This is a genomic window from Maricaulis maris (assembly GCF_003634045.1).
Lineage (GTDB): Bacteria > Pseudomonadota > Alphaproteobacteria > Caulobacterales > Maricaulaceae > Maricaulis > Maricaulis maris.
In genome coordinates this window covers 175,379-190,976 of sequence record NZ_RBIM01000003.1, presented here as the reverse complement: position 1 = coordinate 190,976, position 15,598 = coordinate 175,379, and the positions used below count along the sequence as shown (strand labels likewise).

Annotated in this window: 13 protein-coding genes; 4 read left to right on the top strand and 9 right to left on the bottom strand. The window is 61.8% G+C overall.

The window, feature by feature from the left end; genetic code table 11:
* Positions 1-139: 139 nt before the first annotated feature.
* Complete coding sequence (locus C7435_RS06890) at positions 140-2,569, bottom strand: TonB-dependent receptor (RefSeq protein WP_121210546.1); 2,430 nt, start codon at positions 2,567-2,569, stop codon at positions 140-142.
* Positions 2,570-2,812: 243 nt separating this feature from the next.
* Here C7435_RS06890 and C7435_RS06885 point away from each other — a divergent pair, with 243 nt between their 5' ends.
* Positions 2,813-3,454 (top strand): TetR/AcrR family transcriptional regulator, encoded by a 642-nt coding sequence (locus C7435_RS06885; protein WP_170150369.1) that lies wholly within the window; start codon positions 2,813-2,815, stop codon positions 3,452-3,454.
* Here C7435_RS06885 and C7435_RS06880 read toward each other — a convergent pair whose 3' ends face one another.
* Positions 3,455-4,597, bottom strand: coding sequence for an SO2930 family diheme c-type cytochrome (locus C7435_RS06880; RefSeq protein WP_233350701.1), 1,143 nt, complete (start codon positions 4,595-4,597; stop codon positions 3,455-3,457). It abuts the gene before it with no gap.
* 24 nt (positions 4,598-4,621) lie between these two features.
* A complete protein-coding gene (locus C7435_RS06875; RefSeq protein ID WP_121210543.1) occupies positions 4,622-5,857 on the bottom strand; it encodes a parallel beta-helix domain-containing protein in 1,236 nt (411 codons plus the stop codon).
* A gap of 398 nt (positions 5,858-6,255) precedes the next feature.
* Between C7435_RS06875 and C7435_RS06870 the strand changes: the two genes are divergently transcribed.
* Positions 6,256-8,187, top strand: a complete 1,932-nt coding sequence (locus C7435_RS06870) for a DUF3422 family protein (RefSeq protein ID WP_170150368.1) — start codon at positions 6,256-6,258, stop codon at positions 8,185-8,187.
* 5 nt (positions 8,188-8,192) lie between these two features.
* On the opposite strand, the gene C7435_RS06865 is transcribed toward C7435_RS06870, so the two are convergent.
* Together C7435_RS06865 and C7435_RS06860 are read right to left on the bottom strand one after the other, a co-directional pair.
* Positions 8,193-8,801: a CatB-related O-acetyltransferase gene (locus C7435_RS06865; RefSeq protein ID WP_407658341.1), complete on the bottom strand. Its 609-nt coding sequence runs from the start codon at positions 8,799-8,801 to the stop codon at positions 8,193-8,195.
* Between the two features lie 727 nt (positions 8,802-9,528).
* Positions 9,529-10,407 carry an AAA family ATPase gene (locus C7435_RS06860; RefSeq protein WP_075190457.1) on the bottom strand — a complete coding sequence of 293 codons (879 nt, stop codon included), beginning with the start codon at positions 10,405-10,407 and terminating at the stop codon, positions 9,529-9,531.
* A gap of 144 nt (positions 10,408-10,551) precedes the next feature.
* Here C7435_RS06860 and C7435_RS06855 point away from each other — a divergent pair, with 144 nt between their 5' ends.
* The gene (locus C7435_RS06855) at positions 10,552-11,265 is read left to right on the top strand and encodes a cupin domain-containing protein (protein ID WP_121210540.1); all 714 of its coding nucleotides are present in this window, start codon (positions 10,552-10,554) and stop codon (positions 11,263-11,265) included.
* 277 nt (positions 11,266-11,542) lie between these two features.
* Positions 11,543-11,851 carry a GIY-YIG nuclease family protein gene (locus C7435_RS06850; protein ID WP_121210539.1) on the top strand — a complete coding sequence of 103 codons (309 nt, stop codon included), beginning with the start codon at positions 11,543-11,545 and terminating at the stop codon, positions 11,849-11,851.
* Here C7435_RS06850 and C7435_RS06845 read toward each other — a convergent pair whose 3' ends face one another.
* From C7435_RS06845 to C7435_RS06835, 4 genes are read right to left on the bottom strand one after another with little or no spacing between them, the layout of a single operon-like run.
* Positions 11,852-12,769: an N-acetylneuraminate synthase family protein gene (locus C7435_RS06845; protein ID WP_121210538.1), complete on the bottom strand. Its 918-nt coding sequence runs from the start codon at positions 12,767-12,769 to the stop codon at positions 11,852-11,854. It abuts the gene before it with no gap.
* A gap of 3 nt (positions 12,770-12,772) precedes the next feature.
* Positions 12,773-13,501, bottom strand: a complete 729-nt coding sequence (locus tag C7435_RS06840; protein ID WP_170150367.1) for a cytidylyltransferase domain-containing protein — start codon at positions 13,499-13,501, stop codon at positions 12,773-12,775.
* Entirely contained in the window at positions 13,498-14,550 is a 1,053-nt protein-coding gene (locus C7435_RS17105; protein WP_170150366.1) for a carboxylate--amine ligase, read from the bottom strand. Before C7435_RS17105 ends, C7435_RS06840 begins: the two co-directional genes overlap by 4 nt.
* The gene (locus tag C7435_RS06835; protein WP_121210536.1) at positions 14,547-15,521 is read right to left on the bottom strand and encodes a sulfotransferase family protein; all 975 of its coding nucleotides are present in this window, start codon (positions 15,519-15,521) and stop codon (positions 14,547-14,549) included. Before C7435_RS06835 ends, C7435_RS17105 begins: the two co-directional genes overlap by 4 nt.
* Positions 15,522-15,598: the final 77 nt, after the last annotated feature.

Sequence of the window (15,598 nt, the reverse complement as noted above, 5' to 3'; positions counted from 1 at the left end):
AAATATGCAATATCCGCGTTCGAGGATAAGTTTGCTTTATCTCCGTACGCGGATAAGTCGAGCGCGCCTGCCAACCACCCAAAACGCAAACGGCCCCGCCCAAGAGGGCGAGGCCGTCCAGCCGCAATGGAGATCGTGACTAGAAGTCGTAACCGAACTCCACCCCCCATACCCGCGGCCGCGAGATCGAAGCGAAGGGCGTGCCCAGCGTGCTCGCCGTGATATTGTTGACGCCCTCGACATACTGGTTGTCGAACACATTGTTGACGAAGGCGCTGATCGTCAGGTTCTCGTTCGGAGCCGTCCAGCGGGCTCGAAGGTCAGTGCGGTTGCGGGCCTCGCCGGTGGCGAAGGCGTCATAACCGCCACACGTGCCCTGAAGCACTGACTGGCTGTTGCAGCGGCTTTCTCCCCGATAGGCGTGGTTGGCTTGGAGCGTCAGCTCGCCATTGCCGGCCAAGTCAAACACATAGTCGGCACCGACCGAGATGTTCCAGAAGGGTTGGCCTGTCGGCTCCCCGGCCAGGTCCGCCCCATTGCTGTCAATGCGACGCTTGTGGGTGGAGTCGAGCCATTGCGCATTGCCGCGCAGGCGCAGGGCGTCGGTTGCCGCCCAATCGAGTTCGATATCGACGCCGATGGCCTCGTCATCGGAGGTCTGGACCAGGTATTGCGGCACGCCGCCACCGGTCGGCACGACCAGGCGGATCGACTGCTTGTCCTCATAGACATAGGAGAAGGCCGACATGTTGAAGATGAGGTCCGGATTGATGAAGTCCGACTTGAAGCCGAATTCCCAGCTGGTCACGGTCTCGTTCTCGAAGCGCGAGCCGACTTCAACCGAATTGTAGCCGCCGGCCTTGTAGCCCTCACTGAACGAGCCATAGATCATGACATTGTCGGTCAACTGGTAGTCGACGACGACGCGCGGGCTGAGATTGTTCCAGCTGTCTTCCATGACGCAGGCCACGCCTTCGGCGACATTGACGCCATTGTCGCACGCCACGCCGCCGAGCGGTGACAGGTCAAAGACAAAGTCGAACTGGAAGTCGGTCGGCGAGGCACCGGCGAGACCGAGAATGCCGGCCCCGTCGAGGGCCGCAAGCGTCTGGTCCAGACTGTCGGCCTGGCGGCCACCATTGGTCCACTGGAAGGTCTTCTCATCCTCGGTATAACGCAGGCCGACCGACAGGTTCATCCGGTCGGTCACCGACCAGATCATGTCGGCATAGACAGCGCGGGCCGTGAACTCGCCCTGATTGCTCATGATCTCGGACCAGGAATGGCCGAGCATGGTGAAGGGCAGGTCGAAAGGAACCAATAGGCCGTATTCCAGATCGGTGAAGGGTGTGCCCGCACCGATATTGCCCAGCACCGTGTTCACGGTATCGGTGAAGGTGAAGGTCTCGGAGGCCTGGATCGCGGTCTCGTCATAATAGCTGGCACCGATCAGCCAATCGACCGGGCCATTGGTGCCGGCGAGGCGGAATTCCTGGTAGAAGGCTTCATTGTCTTCGACATTATTGGTGTCGAAATAGGTGTCGATCCGGTTGGTGCCGTCCTCGTCCTCGCGGTTCATCGTGTCAAATTCGCGATAGGAGGTCAGCGAGGTCAGCGTCATCGCGCCGATATCCTGGCGGATGGTCAGCGTGGTCTCGGCCAGGTCGCGGGCTTCGCGGTTGAACACGACGTCGTTTCGGATCGGGGCGCTGAACGGATCAAGATAGGCGTCCGTATCGACCGGAAGCGGGGGCGTGCCGGGATAGGCCGGCAGGTCGACAATGCCGATCGCCGGGCGGGCGTCCTGGTCGATACTGTCACGGCTGTGGCGCAGCAGGATCTCGGTCGACGGCGTGGCGTTCCAGCGCACGGTGATGCGGTCGGCCGAGGCGTCGTCGCGGCCATAATCCTCGCCGGTGACGTCGTCGGTCAGCCAGCCATCGGCCTTGTTGCCGAGGAAGTTGGCGCGAACGGCGAGCGTGTCGGTGATCGGGATGTTGATCATCGCCTCGGTGCGCGTGCGGTTATTGCTGCCCATGCGGACGGCGACGCGGCCCTCAAGCTCGTCGCTCGGCTCGCGCGTGATGATCGAGACCGCACCGGCCGCCGAGTTGCGACCGAACAGCGTGCCCTGCGGCCCCTTCAGGACCTCGATGCGCTCGATATCGTTGAAGGCCAGCAAGGATGCGCCTGACCGCGCTGCATAGATGCCGTCAACATAAATGCCGACCGCCGGATCGGTACCGACGCCGAAATCACTGGTCGTGATGCCGCGGATTGAATAGCGCGGCTGGGTCGGGCTGCCATTGGAGACGTCGAGGCCCGGCACGAAGGCTTCCAGATCGCCCATATCGTCGGCGGCGAGCGCGTCGATGAACTCACTGTCCAGCACTTGCAGGGAAATCGGCACGTCCTGGGAGGACTGGGCGCGCTGCTGTGCGGTGACGACGATGACGTCTTCATCCGTGTCGGCGCCCTGTGCGAGTGCGGGGGCAACCGCGATGCAGGCCGCCGTCGAGGCGAGCAGGTACCGGAAGCCGCGACGTTTGGCCGATATGGTCATTTTCATGTTTCCTCCGCTGGGCCTTTGACCCATTTCCGGCCTGACGCGCGCTGACAATTGCGTGTTCTGCCGATTTTCCCCTTGGAATCCCCGTCCGGAGACCTAATTAAACGAAACAGAATTTTTTTCAGTTATTCAAGCGATGGTCTTGCTTGAAGCGGTGGAAGATCGCGGCGCGACGCAAATGGGTCACACTTGCCTTGCCGCCTTGATGTGCGAAATTGCAATGTGATTTCAACGAGGCAGAATGTGAACGAGCGAGCCCCGACGGAAAATATCGACCTGGAGCGACGCGCTGCCCCGAGGCAGAAGCGGTCCCAGGAACGAATCACGAAGATCGTTGCGGCGACCAAATACCTGCTGGAGCATGACGGGGTCGACGCGATCACGACCTCCAGCGTGGCCGCCCAGGCCGGCGTTCCGGTGAGTTCCGTCTACCGCTATTTTCCCAACATCTACGCCATCCACTGCACCATTCTCGACGAATTCATGCTCGAGGCCGAGGGCATCGTCTCGAAAATTCTGGAAGATCCCGAGGAGCAGGACTGGCGGATCAGCGTGTTTGGCATGCTGAACGGCTTGCGGCAGCTGGTCTCAGGCAATCCGTCCTATGGTGCGGTCTTCCAGCTGACCCTGACAACGCCCGAATTGCGCGTTGTCCGCGAACGCTGGAACGTTCGTCTCGCAGCAGTACTGTCCCATCGCTGGCACAAGGGGATGGACGGATTTCATGATGGCGACCCGGATGTGGTGGCCCGTTTGACGGTCGAATTCTATTGCGCCGCCGAAGTCCTGATATTCGCCACGCGTGACCGGCCGGAACAGGCGGAAACCTATTTCAATGAAACCCTGATGGCGCTGCAGCGCTATCTGGCGCCCTATCTCGACTGATCAGTTGCAATCGCCGGGCAGGCTTTCAATCCAGGCCCGGATCAACTCAACACCTTCCGTGTGGATGGTCGAGCGGCCGACTTCCGGCATCATTTCGTCCGGTTGCACATTGTCGAGGCGGAAGAGCAGGATCGATTCGTCGGGCGCGCCCGGAACGATGTCATGACGGCGATCGCCGGTTCCCGAACCGGCCGCGATCGGCAGTTTGCAGATGCCCAAAGCTGGGCCGTGGGCGATGTCGGGTTCAAGGTTCAGCCCGGACGTGTCGGCCGGCCCGACCGGGCTGTGGCAATGTGAGCAATTGGCGTCCAGATATGCGCGGGCGCGGGCTTCCAGGCTGGCGTTGATATCGGCCCAATCGGCATTGCGGGGCGCGGTATCCGCCTGCGGCGCGCCGGTCAGATAGCCGATAGCCGTCAGGTGATCGAGCTGGTTTCGCGTGCCGTCGGGATAGTCGAAATCACGGTTGATATGGCGCGGTTTCGGACCGATCGGCGAGATAATCCGCGTGTTGGAATCCGGGGCATGGCAGCTGGCGCACTGATTAACGTCCGGCATGACATAATTGAACCCGGTCTCGCTGCCGTCGGCGTCAATCATCTGCAGGGGGATGACGTCGCCATAGCGCAGCAGGACGGCCTCGGTCTGATCCTCATTCCAGCGATAGGGCAGGGCCGCCCAGCCGTTTTCACGGCGCACCAGAATGCGGGTCTCGATCAATTGCACCGCGTCGAGGTCGAGATGGCCGTCCGCGGTGACCAAGGCATGGCCGTCACCGCGCGAGACCCGGTCCGGCCCGCCGGCGCTGGCATAGTAGAAGGTCTTGGTGATGACCGTGCCGACCGGGAAGTCGAGCACATCATTCTCACGATAATCGGCCGACACGCCCTCGGGCATCCAGATGGTGCGCAGTTTGAGGGCGTAGTCGGTGAAGAGCGGGGTGTTGAGATCATAGGTGACGACACCGGCACCGGTGCGCAGCTCCGCGCCGACGATGCCCAGCTGTCCCCATTCGGAGAGCAGCCGGGGATTGTCGTCAGCATGGAATTGCGGCGTTGGTGCATTCTGCGAGCACGCGGCCAGCAGGCCGACCAGGATCAGCACAAGGCCGCGCATCGGATTCATCGTCACAGTCAAACTCACACCCATACCCACACGTGTTCCGATTTAATCGGCGAGCGCCAGTTCGACGCCCGAAAGGCTGTCGAGCGTGCAACGGAAGGCCTCGGTGTCGACCCGTGGCGAGTCATACCCGTTGGGACCGTCGGCATTGAGCACGTCGACCTCGTCGGCAACACAGATGCGCAAGGCGTCCGGCATGGCGCCGTCCACCATCTTCGCGGTGTCGACATAGCCATCGAACAGGACGTCGGGCAGGGCGCCATTGAGACCGAACAGGGCGATTTTCAGTGCCGTCAGGTCGAGCCCGTCGGGCGAGGTACCACCACCGGAATAGATGTTGTCATGGATCCAGATCGTTTCCGGATAGGGATCGAAATCGGTCTGCACGGAGTAATCCGAATAGCCGGTCGAATGCAGGCTGGAGATGATGATGTTGGCGGTGTTGTTGTCGGAGATACGATTGTTGAAGATCTCGACCTGGTCATTCGAGTTGATGACAATGCCCGAACCGGCCGGAACGCTGGCCACCGGCGTGCCGGCATGGCCGAAATTCTCGGTATTGTTGGCGAACACGTCATTGTCGTAGACGCGGGTGTGATAGCCCGGCTGCGGCAGGTTCGGCATGTTGAAGACCAGGATGCCGCCGGTATTGTTGGTGGCGGTGTTGCCGTAGACATCGGCGCCGATGCAATTCTCGATCTCGATCCCGGCGACATTGTATTCGGCACGGCTGTTGCGGACGATCACATTGCGCGACTGGCCGACATAGATACCGGCATCCGACGCGCCGATCGCGACGGTGTTCTCGACCAGCACATTCGTTGTCTGCACCGGATAGATGCCGTAGGCGCCGTTTTCGGTGGCATAGCCATTGGTCCATTCGACGCGCACGCCACGAATGATGATGTTCTCGCCGCCATTCACTTTCAGGCCGTCACCGATCGTGTCCTCGATGGCGAGGTCTTCCAGTGTGAAACCATTGGCATTGACGATCAGGCCTTCGGCGCCTGCGACCTGGCCCTGGAAGGACAGAATGGTCTCGTCCATGCCGGCGCCGCGAATGGTGACGTTGTCGACATTGAGGCTCAAGGAGCGGTCAAAGCTGTAAACGCCGGCCGGAATCTCGATCACATCGCCCGGCTGGGCGTCGATGAGCTGTTCCAGCAGCGTCGCTTGGTACTCGGCATTGGCCCCGGACACATCGCGTGATGTGTCGCCATTGCCGCAGGCGCCCAACGCCAGGGCGGACAAGGCCGCGATCAGATATCCCGTCGTTTTCATAATGCTCTCCCGACTGTCGTCCGCGGGCATGTCCTGCGACCGCCGCTGTTCGTTTCTCCGTTGTGCCACAAATTTTCATATCCCGACCAGTTGCACAATCAGAAACAGAAACAGTTTCTGATTTTAATGCAGCAGACCACCGCATGCGGACCCTGGCCAGGCATGGCGGGCGATACACGGACAGGAGGGGGAGAGATGAAACCGTGTCTGAGGTTGTATTCAGGAGTCCGACGTGATGTTCTATGCCGTGGGGACGATGACACAGACAGGCGCACCATTTGGCTGTGCCAAAAAAGGCTGGCGACGTCGGACATTAATTGGGGGGATGCATGTCCTATAGACGTCGTGAACCGACGGATACGCTTGCGTTCGACTTGCCGCACCGTCGGCCAAGTTTCTTGTTGAACACGCCGGCACTGATTTCGCACTTCATGTTTCGCTACGACGACGCAGATATTGCGGCGGCCGGTGACAAGTCAGGTGATGGGAGTTCCAACGCCGCGCCCGATGTGACCGAGCGGATCAATGCGTTCCTCGGCTCGGTCCCGCATGTTGATGACAAGCCGCACCCGAGATTTACGCGCGACTATGCGGAATGCGCGCGCGCCGCACGGAAGAGTGCGTCCCACTATGGCAGCAAGGTTTTCCATAACCGGACGCTCTCATGCATCGGTGTGCAGGGTGACGGGTGCGCCTACGACTTCCTGGTCGATCTGCACTCCGAATATTTTTCGATCTCGATCCGTGCCTATCCGGCCATCAATGCGGCCGACGACATCGGGGCTGACCGGTACGACGCAAAAGCGCCGGCCGACGACGCAAATGACGCGGACGCGGTGCAGCGACCGGCCTATCTGCACGACGTCCTGACGATCATCGAAGACATCTACAAGAAAGAGCATGGAGGCGAACTCGAACAACGTTGGCTGGCACTGCGAAACGCAGCGGACCTTGCCGAACGCAATGATCAGGGTTTTGACGAGCAGCACACCGATGCCGACATCGAGACGATCTTTGTGAGTTTCTGGGCGTCATTTTTTGACGACAAGGGTTTTCTCAATCCGATCAAGTTTTTCGCGTCTGTACCGGGGATCACCCATGCGGCGACGTTCAAAGGGTTTGTGCTTCGTGATCAGCCTTTGGAGATGCAGAAGCAGAGCTATCACCAGAAGCGTCGCCGCAATGTTCTGGACCGGAATGTCATTGCATCAGACGTACAGGTCAGTGTGTCCGATGATCCTGACTCGCGCCACAAGATCCAGTTCTTCGACGAGATCAATGCCGATGGATATCTGGACGAAGTCCCTCACAAGCGCGCGGCGTCATGGCTTGCCAAATTCATCAATCGCCGGGCGATCCTGTTCAGCCGCATCTTGGGCTTTCGTCTCGGCAATGACTGGATTCAGGATTACCGCGGCGGCGGTGCCGTCCTCTGCCAGATGCTGGACGGGCTGGCGCTCTACGGGTCTGCAATGGGTAATCGCGATGCGGCGGGTGCGCCGTACGGCTCGAAGGAAGTGCGCTATTTCGTGGTCTATGCCGGGCCGTCCCGAAACCAGTTGGGGCGGTTGGTGCGACGAATTCACCTGTGCGGGGAAAGTCGAATCCAGGGCGGGCTGGACTATGAAACCATTCGCGAAATGGATCGCCGAATACAGCAATTGCAGACCGAAATTCAGGGGGCGGGATCTGACGTTCCACAGGCCGACCGGGCCCGGTTTCTGTCCGAATTCGGGGAGATTTCGAACAGCGTCGAAATTGGCCTGAGCAAGCGGATCGAAAAGTCACTCTACTACAAGGAAAACCTGGAAGAGCGGATGCGTGAGCTCCGGGTGCGGGCGTATGAAGGTTGGCAGCCCTATACCGAATTCATCTCGCGTTATGTCGCGCCGCAATTCCACTCGATAGCGTCGGTCAAGAACGCCTATGACGAGTTGGAGAAGTCGATCCGCCGTTTGATCGCACAGTCGACGGTCGTGGAAATGCGCGATCAGGCTGGTGCGATCGAGGGCGTGATGAAAAGTATCGCAGCCCTCCAAGAGCATCAGACGAAAATTACCGATGACATGTTCAACCTTGCCACGACGCAGCGGGTTTTAGCCGAGCAGGATGAAAAAATTCGCCGGAATGGCAACAAGATCCAGTTCGTTGGCGGTCTCTTGGCGCCGTTGGTCGCAGGTGCAACCATGCAACAGATTTACACGCCGGTGGTTGCGGTGTTCGGCGGCGGCGAAAACGGCGTCGGCGTCGCGGTTTTCATTGCGATTCTGACGACAGTCCTGGCCATGTTTGGCGCGATAATCTGGAATACGAGGCGCCAGCCAAAGTAGCTGACCTATCCCGGCTCCGGCGCAAGCCGCTCCAGCGCGTCCACATCCGCGTGCATCAACGCGTCCGAAGCGGCGCGGATGGCCTCGACCGGCCAGTCCCACCAGGCCAGCGCCAGAAGCCGCGCGATATCGACGTCCGGCAGACGTTTGCGGATCACTTGTCCGGGATTGCCGCCGACAATCGTGTAGGGCGCGACATCGCGGGTGATCACGGACTTGGCCGCGATGATGGCGCCATGGCCAATGCTCACCCCGGGCATGATCACCGCATCCCAGCCGATCCACACATCATGGCCGATCGTGATGCCGCCCTTGTTCGGCCAGGGACCCGGGTCGGGTTCGCCCCAGCATCCGAAGATCGGAAAGGGATAGCTCGACAGGCGGTCAGCAAAATGATTGCCGCCATTGAGCACAAAGCTGGCATCCGCCGCGATCGAACAGAATTTCCCGATCTCGAGACGGTCCTCGATGAAGTCGAAGGCGTATTTCAGCTGGGTCTCGGCAAAGCGGGCCGGATCGTCAAAGGAATGGATATAGCTGTAATCGCCGGCGCTGATCTTGGGATGATCGGCGACCAGCGGTTTGAGATAGGCCATCGACGCCGCCGCCGGCATGGGGGCGGCATTCATCGGGTCGAGGGCAGGGTGAGCGAAAGCAGGCGTTTTGGACGAGGCAGTCATGAACAGACTCCGGGTGTGAGGGGTTTCAGGTATCCGAAACGCGCCTCCGGTCTCCCGGTCAGGCGCGGACTAGCCGCGCGTGTTCATTTGAGCTCTCTCCTGCGTTGGGCCCGTTTTATAGCTGCCATTGGGTCCGCGATCCACCGTCATCCCACGGTGGCTGCGAAGCAGGCATCCGGGGGACCTTTGCTTTCCCGTCAGACGGATAGGTGAGGTCCCCCGGATCACGACGCGGTCGTGACCGTGGGATGACGGTGAAGACGGGTCACGAAAAACGGTGTCGAAAAAAGCAGGGCACACACCTTGTTGCCCGCGCCGGGCGCAGCCTGATCCATAGAACCCTTGTCAGCCAGCGGGCCGTATCCGGCTCTTGAGGTCAAGGGCGGCGCAGCCGCCGCTTCGCGGTTTCACCCTTGAGCTCAAGAAGCGGATACGGCTTCCTCTCGGCAAGAGGTTTATGGCGGGGCATGCGCGCGGCGCCTCGACCCGAAAACGGATCACCAGTCTCACCTCACCCAACATTTTTCCCGGACGCGCGTTTGCGCGATCCGGGACCAACGGGAGACTCATCGCTTGCCGGTCAGGCCCGTCGGTCCCGGCTCTGCGCCCCGCTTTCGCGGGGCTTCGGCCGGGAAAAATGGGGTGGTAGTTGGCGGATCAGCTAAGCCGCGCCCGGACCCCGCGGTCCGTCACCCGGTCCACCGGGCCGGCGCACCATGAAGGAGAGCTTTTCGAACAGCATCACGTCCTGTTCGTTCTTCAGCAGCGCGCCGTGCAGGGGCGGGATCAGCTTGCGCGGGTCGCGTTCGGCCAGGACGGAGGCGTCGATATCCTCGACGAGGAGGAGTTTCAGCCAGTCCAGCAGTTCCGAGGTCGAGGGCTTCTTCTTGACGCCGGGGACATCGCGGATCTGGTAGAAGAGCGTCAGCGCTTCTGACAGGAGGCGCCCCTTCAGGCCGGGGTAATGGACCTCGACAATCCTGCGCATGGTCGCCTCGTCTGGGAAGGCGATGAAGTGGAAGAAGCAGCGGCGCAGGAAGGCGTCCGGCAGTTCTTTTTCGTTGTTCGAGGTGATGATGATGACCGGGCGATTCTTGGCGGTGATGGTCTCGCCGGTCTCATAGACATGGAATTCCATCCGGTCGAGCTCCTGCAGGAGGTCGTTGGGGAATTCGATATCGGCCTTGTCGATCTCGTCGATCAGCAGGACCGAGCGCTCGGGCGCCGCAAAGGCCTCCCACAGCTTGCCCTTGCGGATATAATTATTGATGTCGTGGACGCGGTCATCGCCCAGCTGGCTGTCGCGCAGGCGGGCGACGGCGTCATACTCGTAAAGCCCCTGCCGGGCCTTGGTCGTCGACTTGATGTGCCACTCGATCAGCGGCATGCCCATCGCCTGGGCGACCTGTTTGGCCAGTTCGGTCTTCCCCGTGCCCGGCTCACCCTTGACGAGGAGCGGACGCTCGAGAGCCACCGCGGCGTTGACCGCGGCGCTCAGTTCTCCATCAGCAACATACTGATCTGTACCTTCAAAGCGCATGGGAGCGATCTAGCGCGATTGGTCGCATGTCTCCAGAGGGCAGTGCCCGTTAATTTTGTATTCGCCACCAACACGCGTCGATTAAGGGACTGTAAAGACGAATCCCGTCGAGTGTGCTTGCATGATGGAAGAGGTGCTCGAGCCATGGCTGACGGGATGATTCGGACGCAGAATTTTTACGCCTTTGAATGGCTGACCGGGAAAGTGGCGGATTGCGATCCCAACTTCCCGACGAGCTTGCATGCCTGGGACGGCGAGACGCTGGAACTGGGCAATGTCGATACGGCCTATTTCGGCTTTGTCCAGGACGGCGAGGCGACACTGGTCACCGCGTCCGGCCAGTTCAAGCTGCAGGCGGGCATGTATTTCTCGGCCAACAACGCGCTCACCGTCTCCGGTGGCCGCGGCATCGTGATGGCCCGCGAATACCACCAGGCCTTCTTCATGATCGGCGGACCGGTCGAGCCGCAGGGGCGCCTGAAATACATTGACGGTTGTACCGACAGCCTGCTGGTGGCGCCGGTCAAGATGGGTGATCCCTGCCTCAACCTGCTCTATTTCCCGCCGGGCATCGACCAGACCCCGCACACCCACCCCTCCGACCGGATCGGCGTGGTCTTCTCCGGGCGCGGCGAATGTGTGACCCCGGAAGGCATCATCCCGCTCGAGCCGGGCGTGATGTTCCGCATCCCCTATGAGGGCAATCACAAATTCCGCACCACCGACAGCGAGATGCGGGTCATCGCCTATCACCCGGACAGTGATTTCGGTCCCCAGGACGAAAACCACCCGATGATCAATCGCACGATTGTTGACGGTGTCTCGGCTTCGAAGATCGACGCGATCCGGACGAAGTAAGGGTGGGTTACAAGCGAGACAAAAGGGGCGCCTTCGGGCGCCCTTTTTTGTTTCTGCGCCGCTTCTGGCTCTTCCAATGGTGCTTCCAAACTAGCGTCACCCTGACGAAGGTCAGGGCCCAGATCCCAAGGCGGGATCTATCCAGCCTGGGCACCATCTCGCTTTATGATCTGGGTCCTGACCTTCGTCAGGATGACGGTTGGAAGAGGCTGGAAATCATGCGCGCGCATGACCGGCATCACGGACGCGCCGATATGCCAAAAGCTACAATCCGCGCATGGCTCGCCATCCATGCGTCTACATCCTCGCCAGCCAGCGCAACGGCACACTCTATATCGGCGTGACGGGCAATATCGCGATGCGGATCATGCTGCACAAGGAAGGCAAGGGCTCGGCCTTTACCCGGAAGTACAAGGTCAATCGCCTGGTCTGGTACGAGTTTCACCAGGATTTCGGTTTTGCCATAGAGCGCAAGAAACGCCTGAAAAACTGGCATCGCCAATGGAAAATCAATCTGATCGAGCGCACCAATCCCGATTGGGACGATCTGTACGAGACGATCCAGATGTGGGCGCCCATGGACTGATCAGAATTCCGCGCGATCGTCCGGGGCGTGTTGCGGGCGCAGCCAGTCGGTCCCGTTGTCATCCGGCTTGCCGGTGGCCGCGTCATAGCGGCCGCGGCGCAGATTGCGGCGGCGGTTGATTTCGCTGGCGGCCGGCTTTTTCTCGCCATCGCCGAGCGCGGTTTCCAGATTGCGCAGATCGGTGATCATGGCGGCCAGCTCGTCCATTTCCATGGCGAAGGGATGGTCCGGGCCCGGCGTATTGCGGTCAAAGGTGACGTGTTTTTCGATCACCACGGCGCCCAGGGCCGCTGCGGCAATCGGCGCCATGGCACCGGGTGAGTGGTCGGACAGGCCGACCGCCAGACCGAGCGCGGTCTGCAGGCGGGTGATCGCCGTCAGGTTGAGATCATCCCAGGCCGGCGGATAGCTGGCGGCGCAGTGCAGCACTGTCAGCCGCGTGCAACCGGCCCGGCTCAGCGTGTTCACAGCTTGCACGACCTCGTCGAGATAGCTGGCGCCGGTCGACAGGATGAGCGGTTTGCGCGTCGCGCCCAGCGCTTCCAGAAGCGGCGTGAAGGTCAGGTCTCCCGAGGCGATCTTGTAGCGTTTGACGCCGAGGCTCTCCATCAGCTCGACGGCGGCGAGCGAGAAGGGCGTCGACATGAATTCGACGCCATTGTCCTCGGCGCAGGCTTTCAGTGGGGCGTGCCAGTCATCGGGTAGTCCGGCATTGCCGAAGGCGGCGAATTTCGGGTTTTCGACGATCTTGCCGTCGCTGTCCTTGACGAAGCGGGCGATCAGGCCCTCGCGGGTCAGGGTCTGGAATTTGACGACGTCGGCACCGGCCTTGGCGCAGGCTTCGACATAGCGTTTGGCTTCATCGAGATCGCCGCCATGATTGGAGCCGATTTCGGCAATCACATCGATATGGGTCATGGGTCAGGAAGCCAGGTCGGTGAGGATGGATTTGAGCACATGCGTCTCGTCGTGCAGGCGGCACAGATGGGCGGTGTCCACCGGCCAGTCGCGCTCGGACAGGGCGGCGTAGAGGGCCCGTACGAGGGCGAGATCGTCGATCGTATCGACCGAGACATCGAAATCCGGTCGATGCAGCGGCTCCGGAAAATCCACATTGTGGCAGCGGAAACGGTCGAGATGGTCGCGGATGAAGACGGTCACGTGTTCGCGGTCGCGCGCTGTGGTCCCGGCGGCGGCATCGAGCTGACGCAGCACGGCGGTCTCGACCACTTCCGCGCGCAGCCCCTTGGGCAGGTGACCGGCGCTGGGGCGGGTGTATTCGGCGCCCTGGGCGTTGTGCTCGGCGACGCAGCGGGCGATCACGGCCGGATCGCGGAACGGGCTGTCCGAGGTGATGCGGACCAGCGTCTTGGCGAGCGTCTGGTCGGCGACCAGCAGGAAGCGCGACAACACGTCCTCCTCGGAACCGCGAAAGACGCGGATGCCTTCGCCCTCGGCCAGGGTGACCACGGCGTCGTCATCGGGATTGGTCGTGGTGGCGATCACCAGCTCGTCGACCCCGTCAATCTGGCGCAGATGGCGGCATTGATAGGCCAGCAGCGACACATCATCGTGCAGCGTCTCGAGTATCTTGCCCGGCAGCCGGTTGGATCCGGTGCGGGCCTGGATGACGGCGACTGTTCGGGTCACGCTCGCGTCTCCTCGGTCGGCGGGATTTCGATATCCTGCCAGGTTCGAACCATACGCGTCGGAGCGTAAGGCGGAAAGGTTGACGGGATATGGCCGGACACGTGCTCCCGTCCGGCCAGCATGCGCACCAGCAGGGCCGGGATGTTGAGGCCGGCGAGGGTCATCAGATAGCCAAAGCCCCACATCCGCGGATTGATTTCGAGCAGAAAGGCCGGCGCGTCGCGGGTCGGGCGTTTCAGCTCGACCGCAGCAAGGCCGTGCCAGGGGCCGGAGGCTTGCAGCACGGCAAGACCGGCCGCCATCAAGTCAGGGTCATCGACCGTCTCGCCAGCAATCGCCACCCCGCCGGTCGGTGGATTGGTCTGGAGCTTTCGGTGCAGGGTCGAGACGACGAGATCGCCCTGATTCCACAGCGAGCCGATCGTGTAGACGGTGTCGGCACCGCCGGGGATGAGTTGCTGGACCAGGCAGGGGCCATGCGCATCCGTCGTCTCGCGCCAGGCCGCGGCCAGCTCGTTCGCGTCGGCGGGATAGCCGACCCCACGCGCGCCGCGTGAGCTGCGCGGTTTGATCACACAGGGAAAGCCGCCGGACCAGTCGGCCAGATCGGCTTCGCTGGACGGTTGCAGGGTCTGCGGGTGCGGCAGGCCGACCTGTTTGACGCGGTCGAGCAGCAGGCCCTTGTCGATCCCGAAGGCAATCACCTCCGGCTCGGCCACCGGCACGCGCAGTCCTTGCGCGCTCCAGCTGCGCGCGACCGGCGCCAGCGCCGCGACTTCGGCTTCCGAGCCGGGAATGATGATGTCCAGCCCGCGCGCTTCGCACACCGCCCGCACGGTCTTGCGGTAGGCCTCCGGATCGGCGGCGGCGGAGGGCAGGGTCTGGCTCTGCGTGCCCGGCTCAAACAAGCCACCGGCCAGTGGATTGGTGTCGGCGGCGACCAGGACGAGGTCGGGATCGGCGCTGCGCAGCGAGCGCAGCGTGCCCAGGCCTGGCGGAGCGCCAACGCCTGTCACCAATATGCCGGAGGTCAGTGCGGCCAGGCTCATGAGGGCCGCCACATGTCGAGCGAGCGACCGAGCAGGTCTTCCAGTGCGACGATTTCCGGCTCGAACCTCTCTTGCAGCCGGGCCCGGGTCGCGGCGGCCATGGGCGGGATCGAGACCTTGGCCTCATCGATCGGCGGATAGACGCCGTCGGCGCTGGTGGCACCGGCGATGCCGGTCACCGGCGCGACGAGTTCGGCGTGCAGGGTTTCAAAACTCACCCCGTCGCGATCATCATGGGCACCGTCCAATATGCTCATTTTGGCACGTGGAATGCCGCCGGTATTGTAGCGCGCCTCGACGGTGACAGGGATGTCGGCATCGATCTCCAGAAACTCGAATATCCGCCGCACCGTGCCCGGACCGTCCTGGTCGAGCTCGTCTTGAAGCAGGATCAGCACGTCGTCGAACCGGTCGCGATACTGGCGCAGGCGTTCGGCATAGCGGCCAGTATCGGCATAGAGCCACTGAAACCCCCAATTGGCGGCGATCCGGCGCGGTTCGTCGGCGAGGGCTTTTTCGAAGGAGTAAAATTCGGCATCGCGGCGGACATTCTGCAGATAGTGCGACCAGGTCCGGTCGACCGGATTGCGCAGGATGGCGATGATTCTCGTCCCGCTGCCGCAATAGGTCAGGATGCGACGGGCCGCGATCGGGGCATAGGCGTAATAGTCCGGCGACACGTCACCGACGCGCGCTTGGCCGTCATGATCAGCGAACAGGGCCTGGTAGTCGCTGACATCGGGCGCGGTGTCGAAATGATAGAAGTCCGGCCAATAGACCGAGCCATCCCCGACCCCGGAAAAGAAGCGGCCTTCCTTGCGGACCTTCGACAGGAAGACGTCGGGATGCTGGCTGAGATAATGGTAGAGCGAGGTGGTGCCGGATTTCGGCGCGCCGATGACCAGAAAGTTCGGCCAGACCTGAGCGGCGCCTGGCGCGGCTGCGATGGGAGTGTCGGATTTGCGGGTCATGCCGGTCGCCTGTTCCTGTGTCGCGGCGGCGGTGCGAATCAGTACCGTGCCAGCGTCCAGTGGAGCTGTTGAGACTT

Bases quoted from the DNA above. Each gene is read 5' to 3' on its own strand.
- C7435_RS06875 (WP_121210543.1), bottom strand. From the start codon at position 5,857: ATGAAAACGACGGGATATCTGATCGCGGCCTTGTCCGCCCTGGCGTTG.
- C7435_RS06845 (WP_121210538.1), bottom strand. From the start codon at position 12,769: ATGACCCATATCGATGTGATTGCCGAAATCGGCTCCAATCATGGCGGC.
- C7435_RS06850 (WP_121210539.1), top strand. From the start codon at position 11,543: ATGGCTCGCCATCCATGCGTCTACATCCTCGCCAGCCAGCGCAACGGC.
- C7435_RS06855 (WP_121210540.1), top strand. From the start codon at position 10,552: ATGGCTGACGGGATGATTCGGACGCAGAATTTTTACGCCTTTGAATGG.
- C7435_RS06860 (WP_075190457.1), bottom strand. From the start codon at position 10,407: ATGCGCTTTGAAGGTACAGATCAGTATGTTGCTGATGGAGAACTGAGC.
- C7435_RS06865 (WP_407658341.1), bottom strand. From the start codon at position 8,801: ATGCCGGCGGCGGCGTCGATGGCCTATCTCAAACCGCTGGTCGCCGAT.
- C7435_RS17105 (WP_170150366.1), bottom strand. From the start codon at position 14,550: ATGAGCCTGGCCGCACTGACCTCCGGCATATTGGTGACAGGCGTTGGC.
- C7435_RS06835 (WP_121210536.1), bottom strand. From the start codon at position 15,521: ATGACCCGCAAATCCGACACTCCCATCGCAGCCGCGCCAGGCGCCGCT.
- C7435_RS06890 (WP_121210546.1), bottom strand. From the start codon at position 2,569: ATGAAAATGACCATATCGGCCAAACGTCGCGGCTTCCGGTACCTGCTC.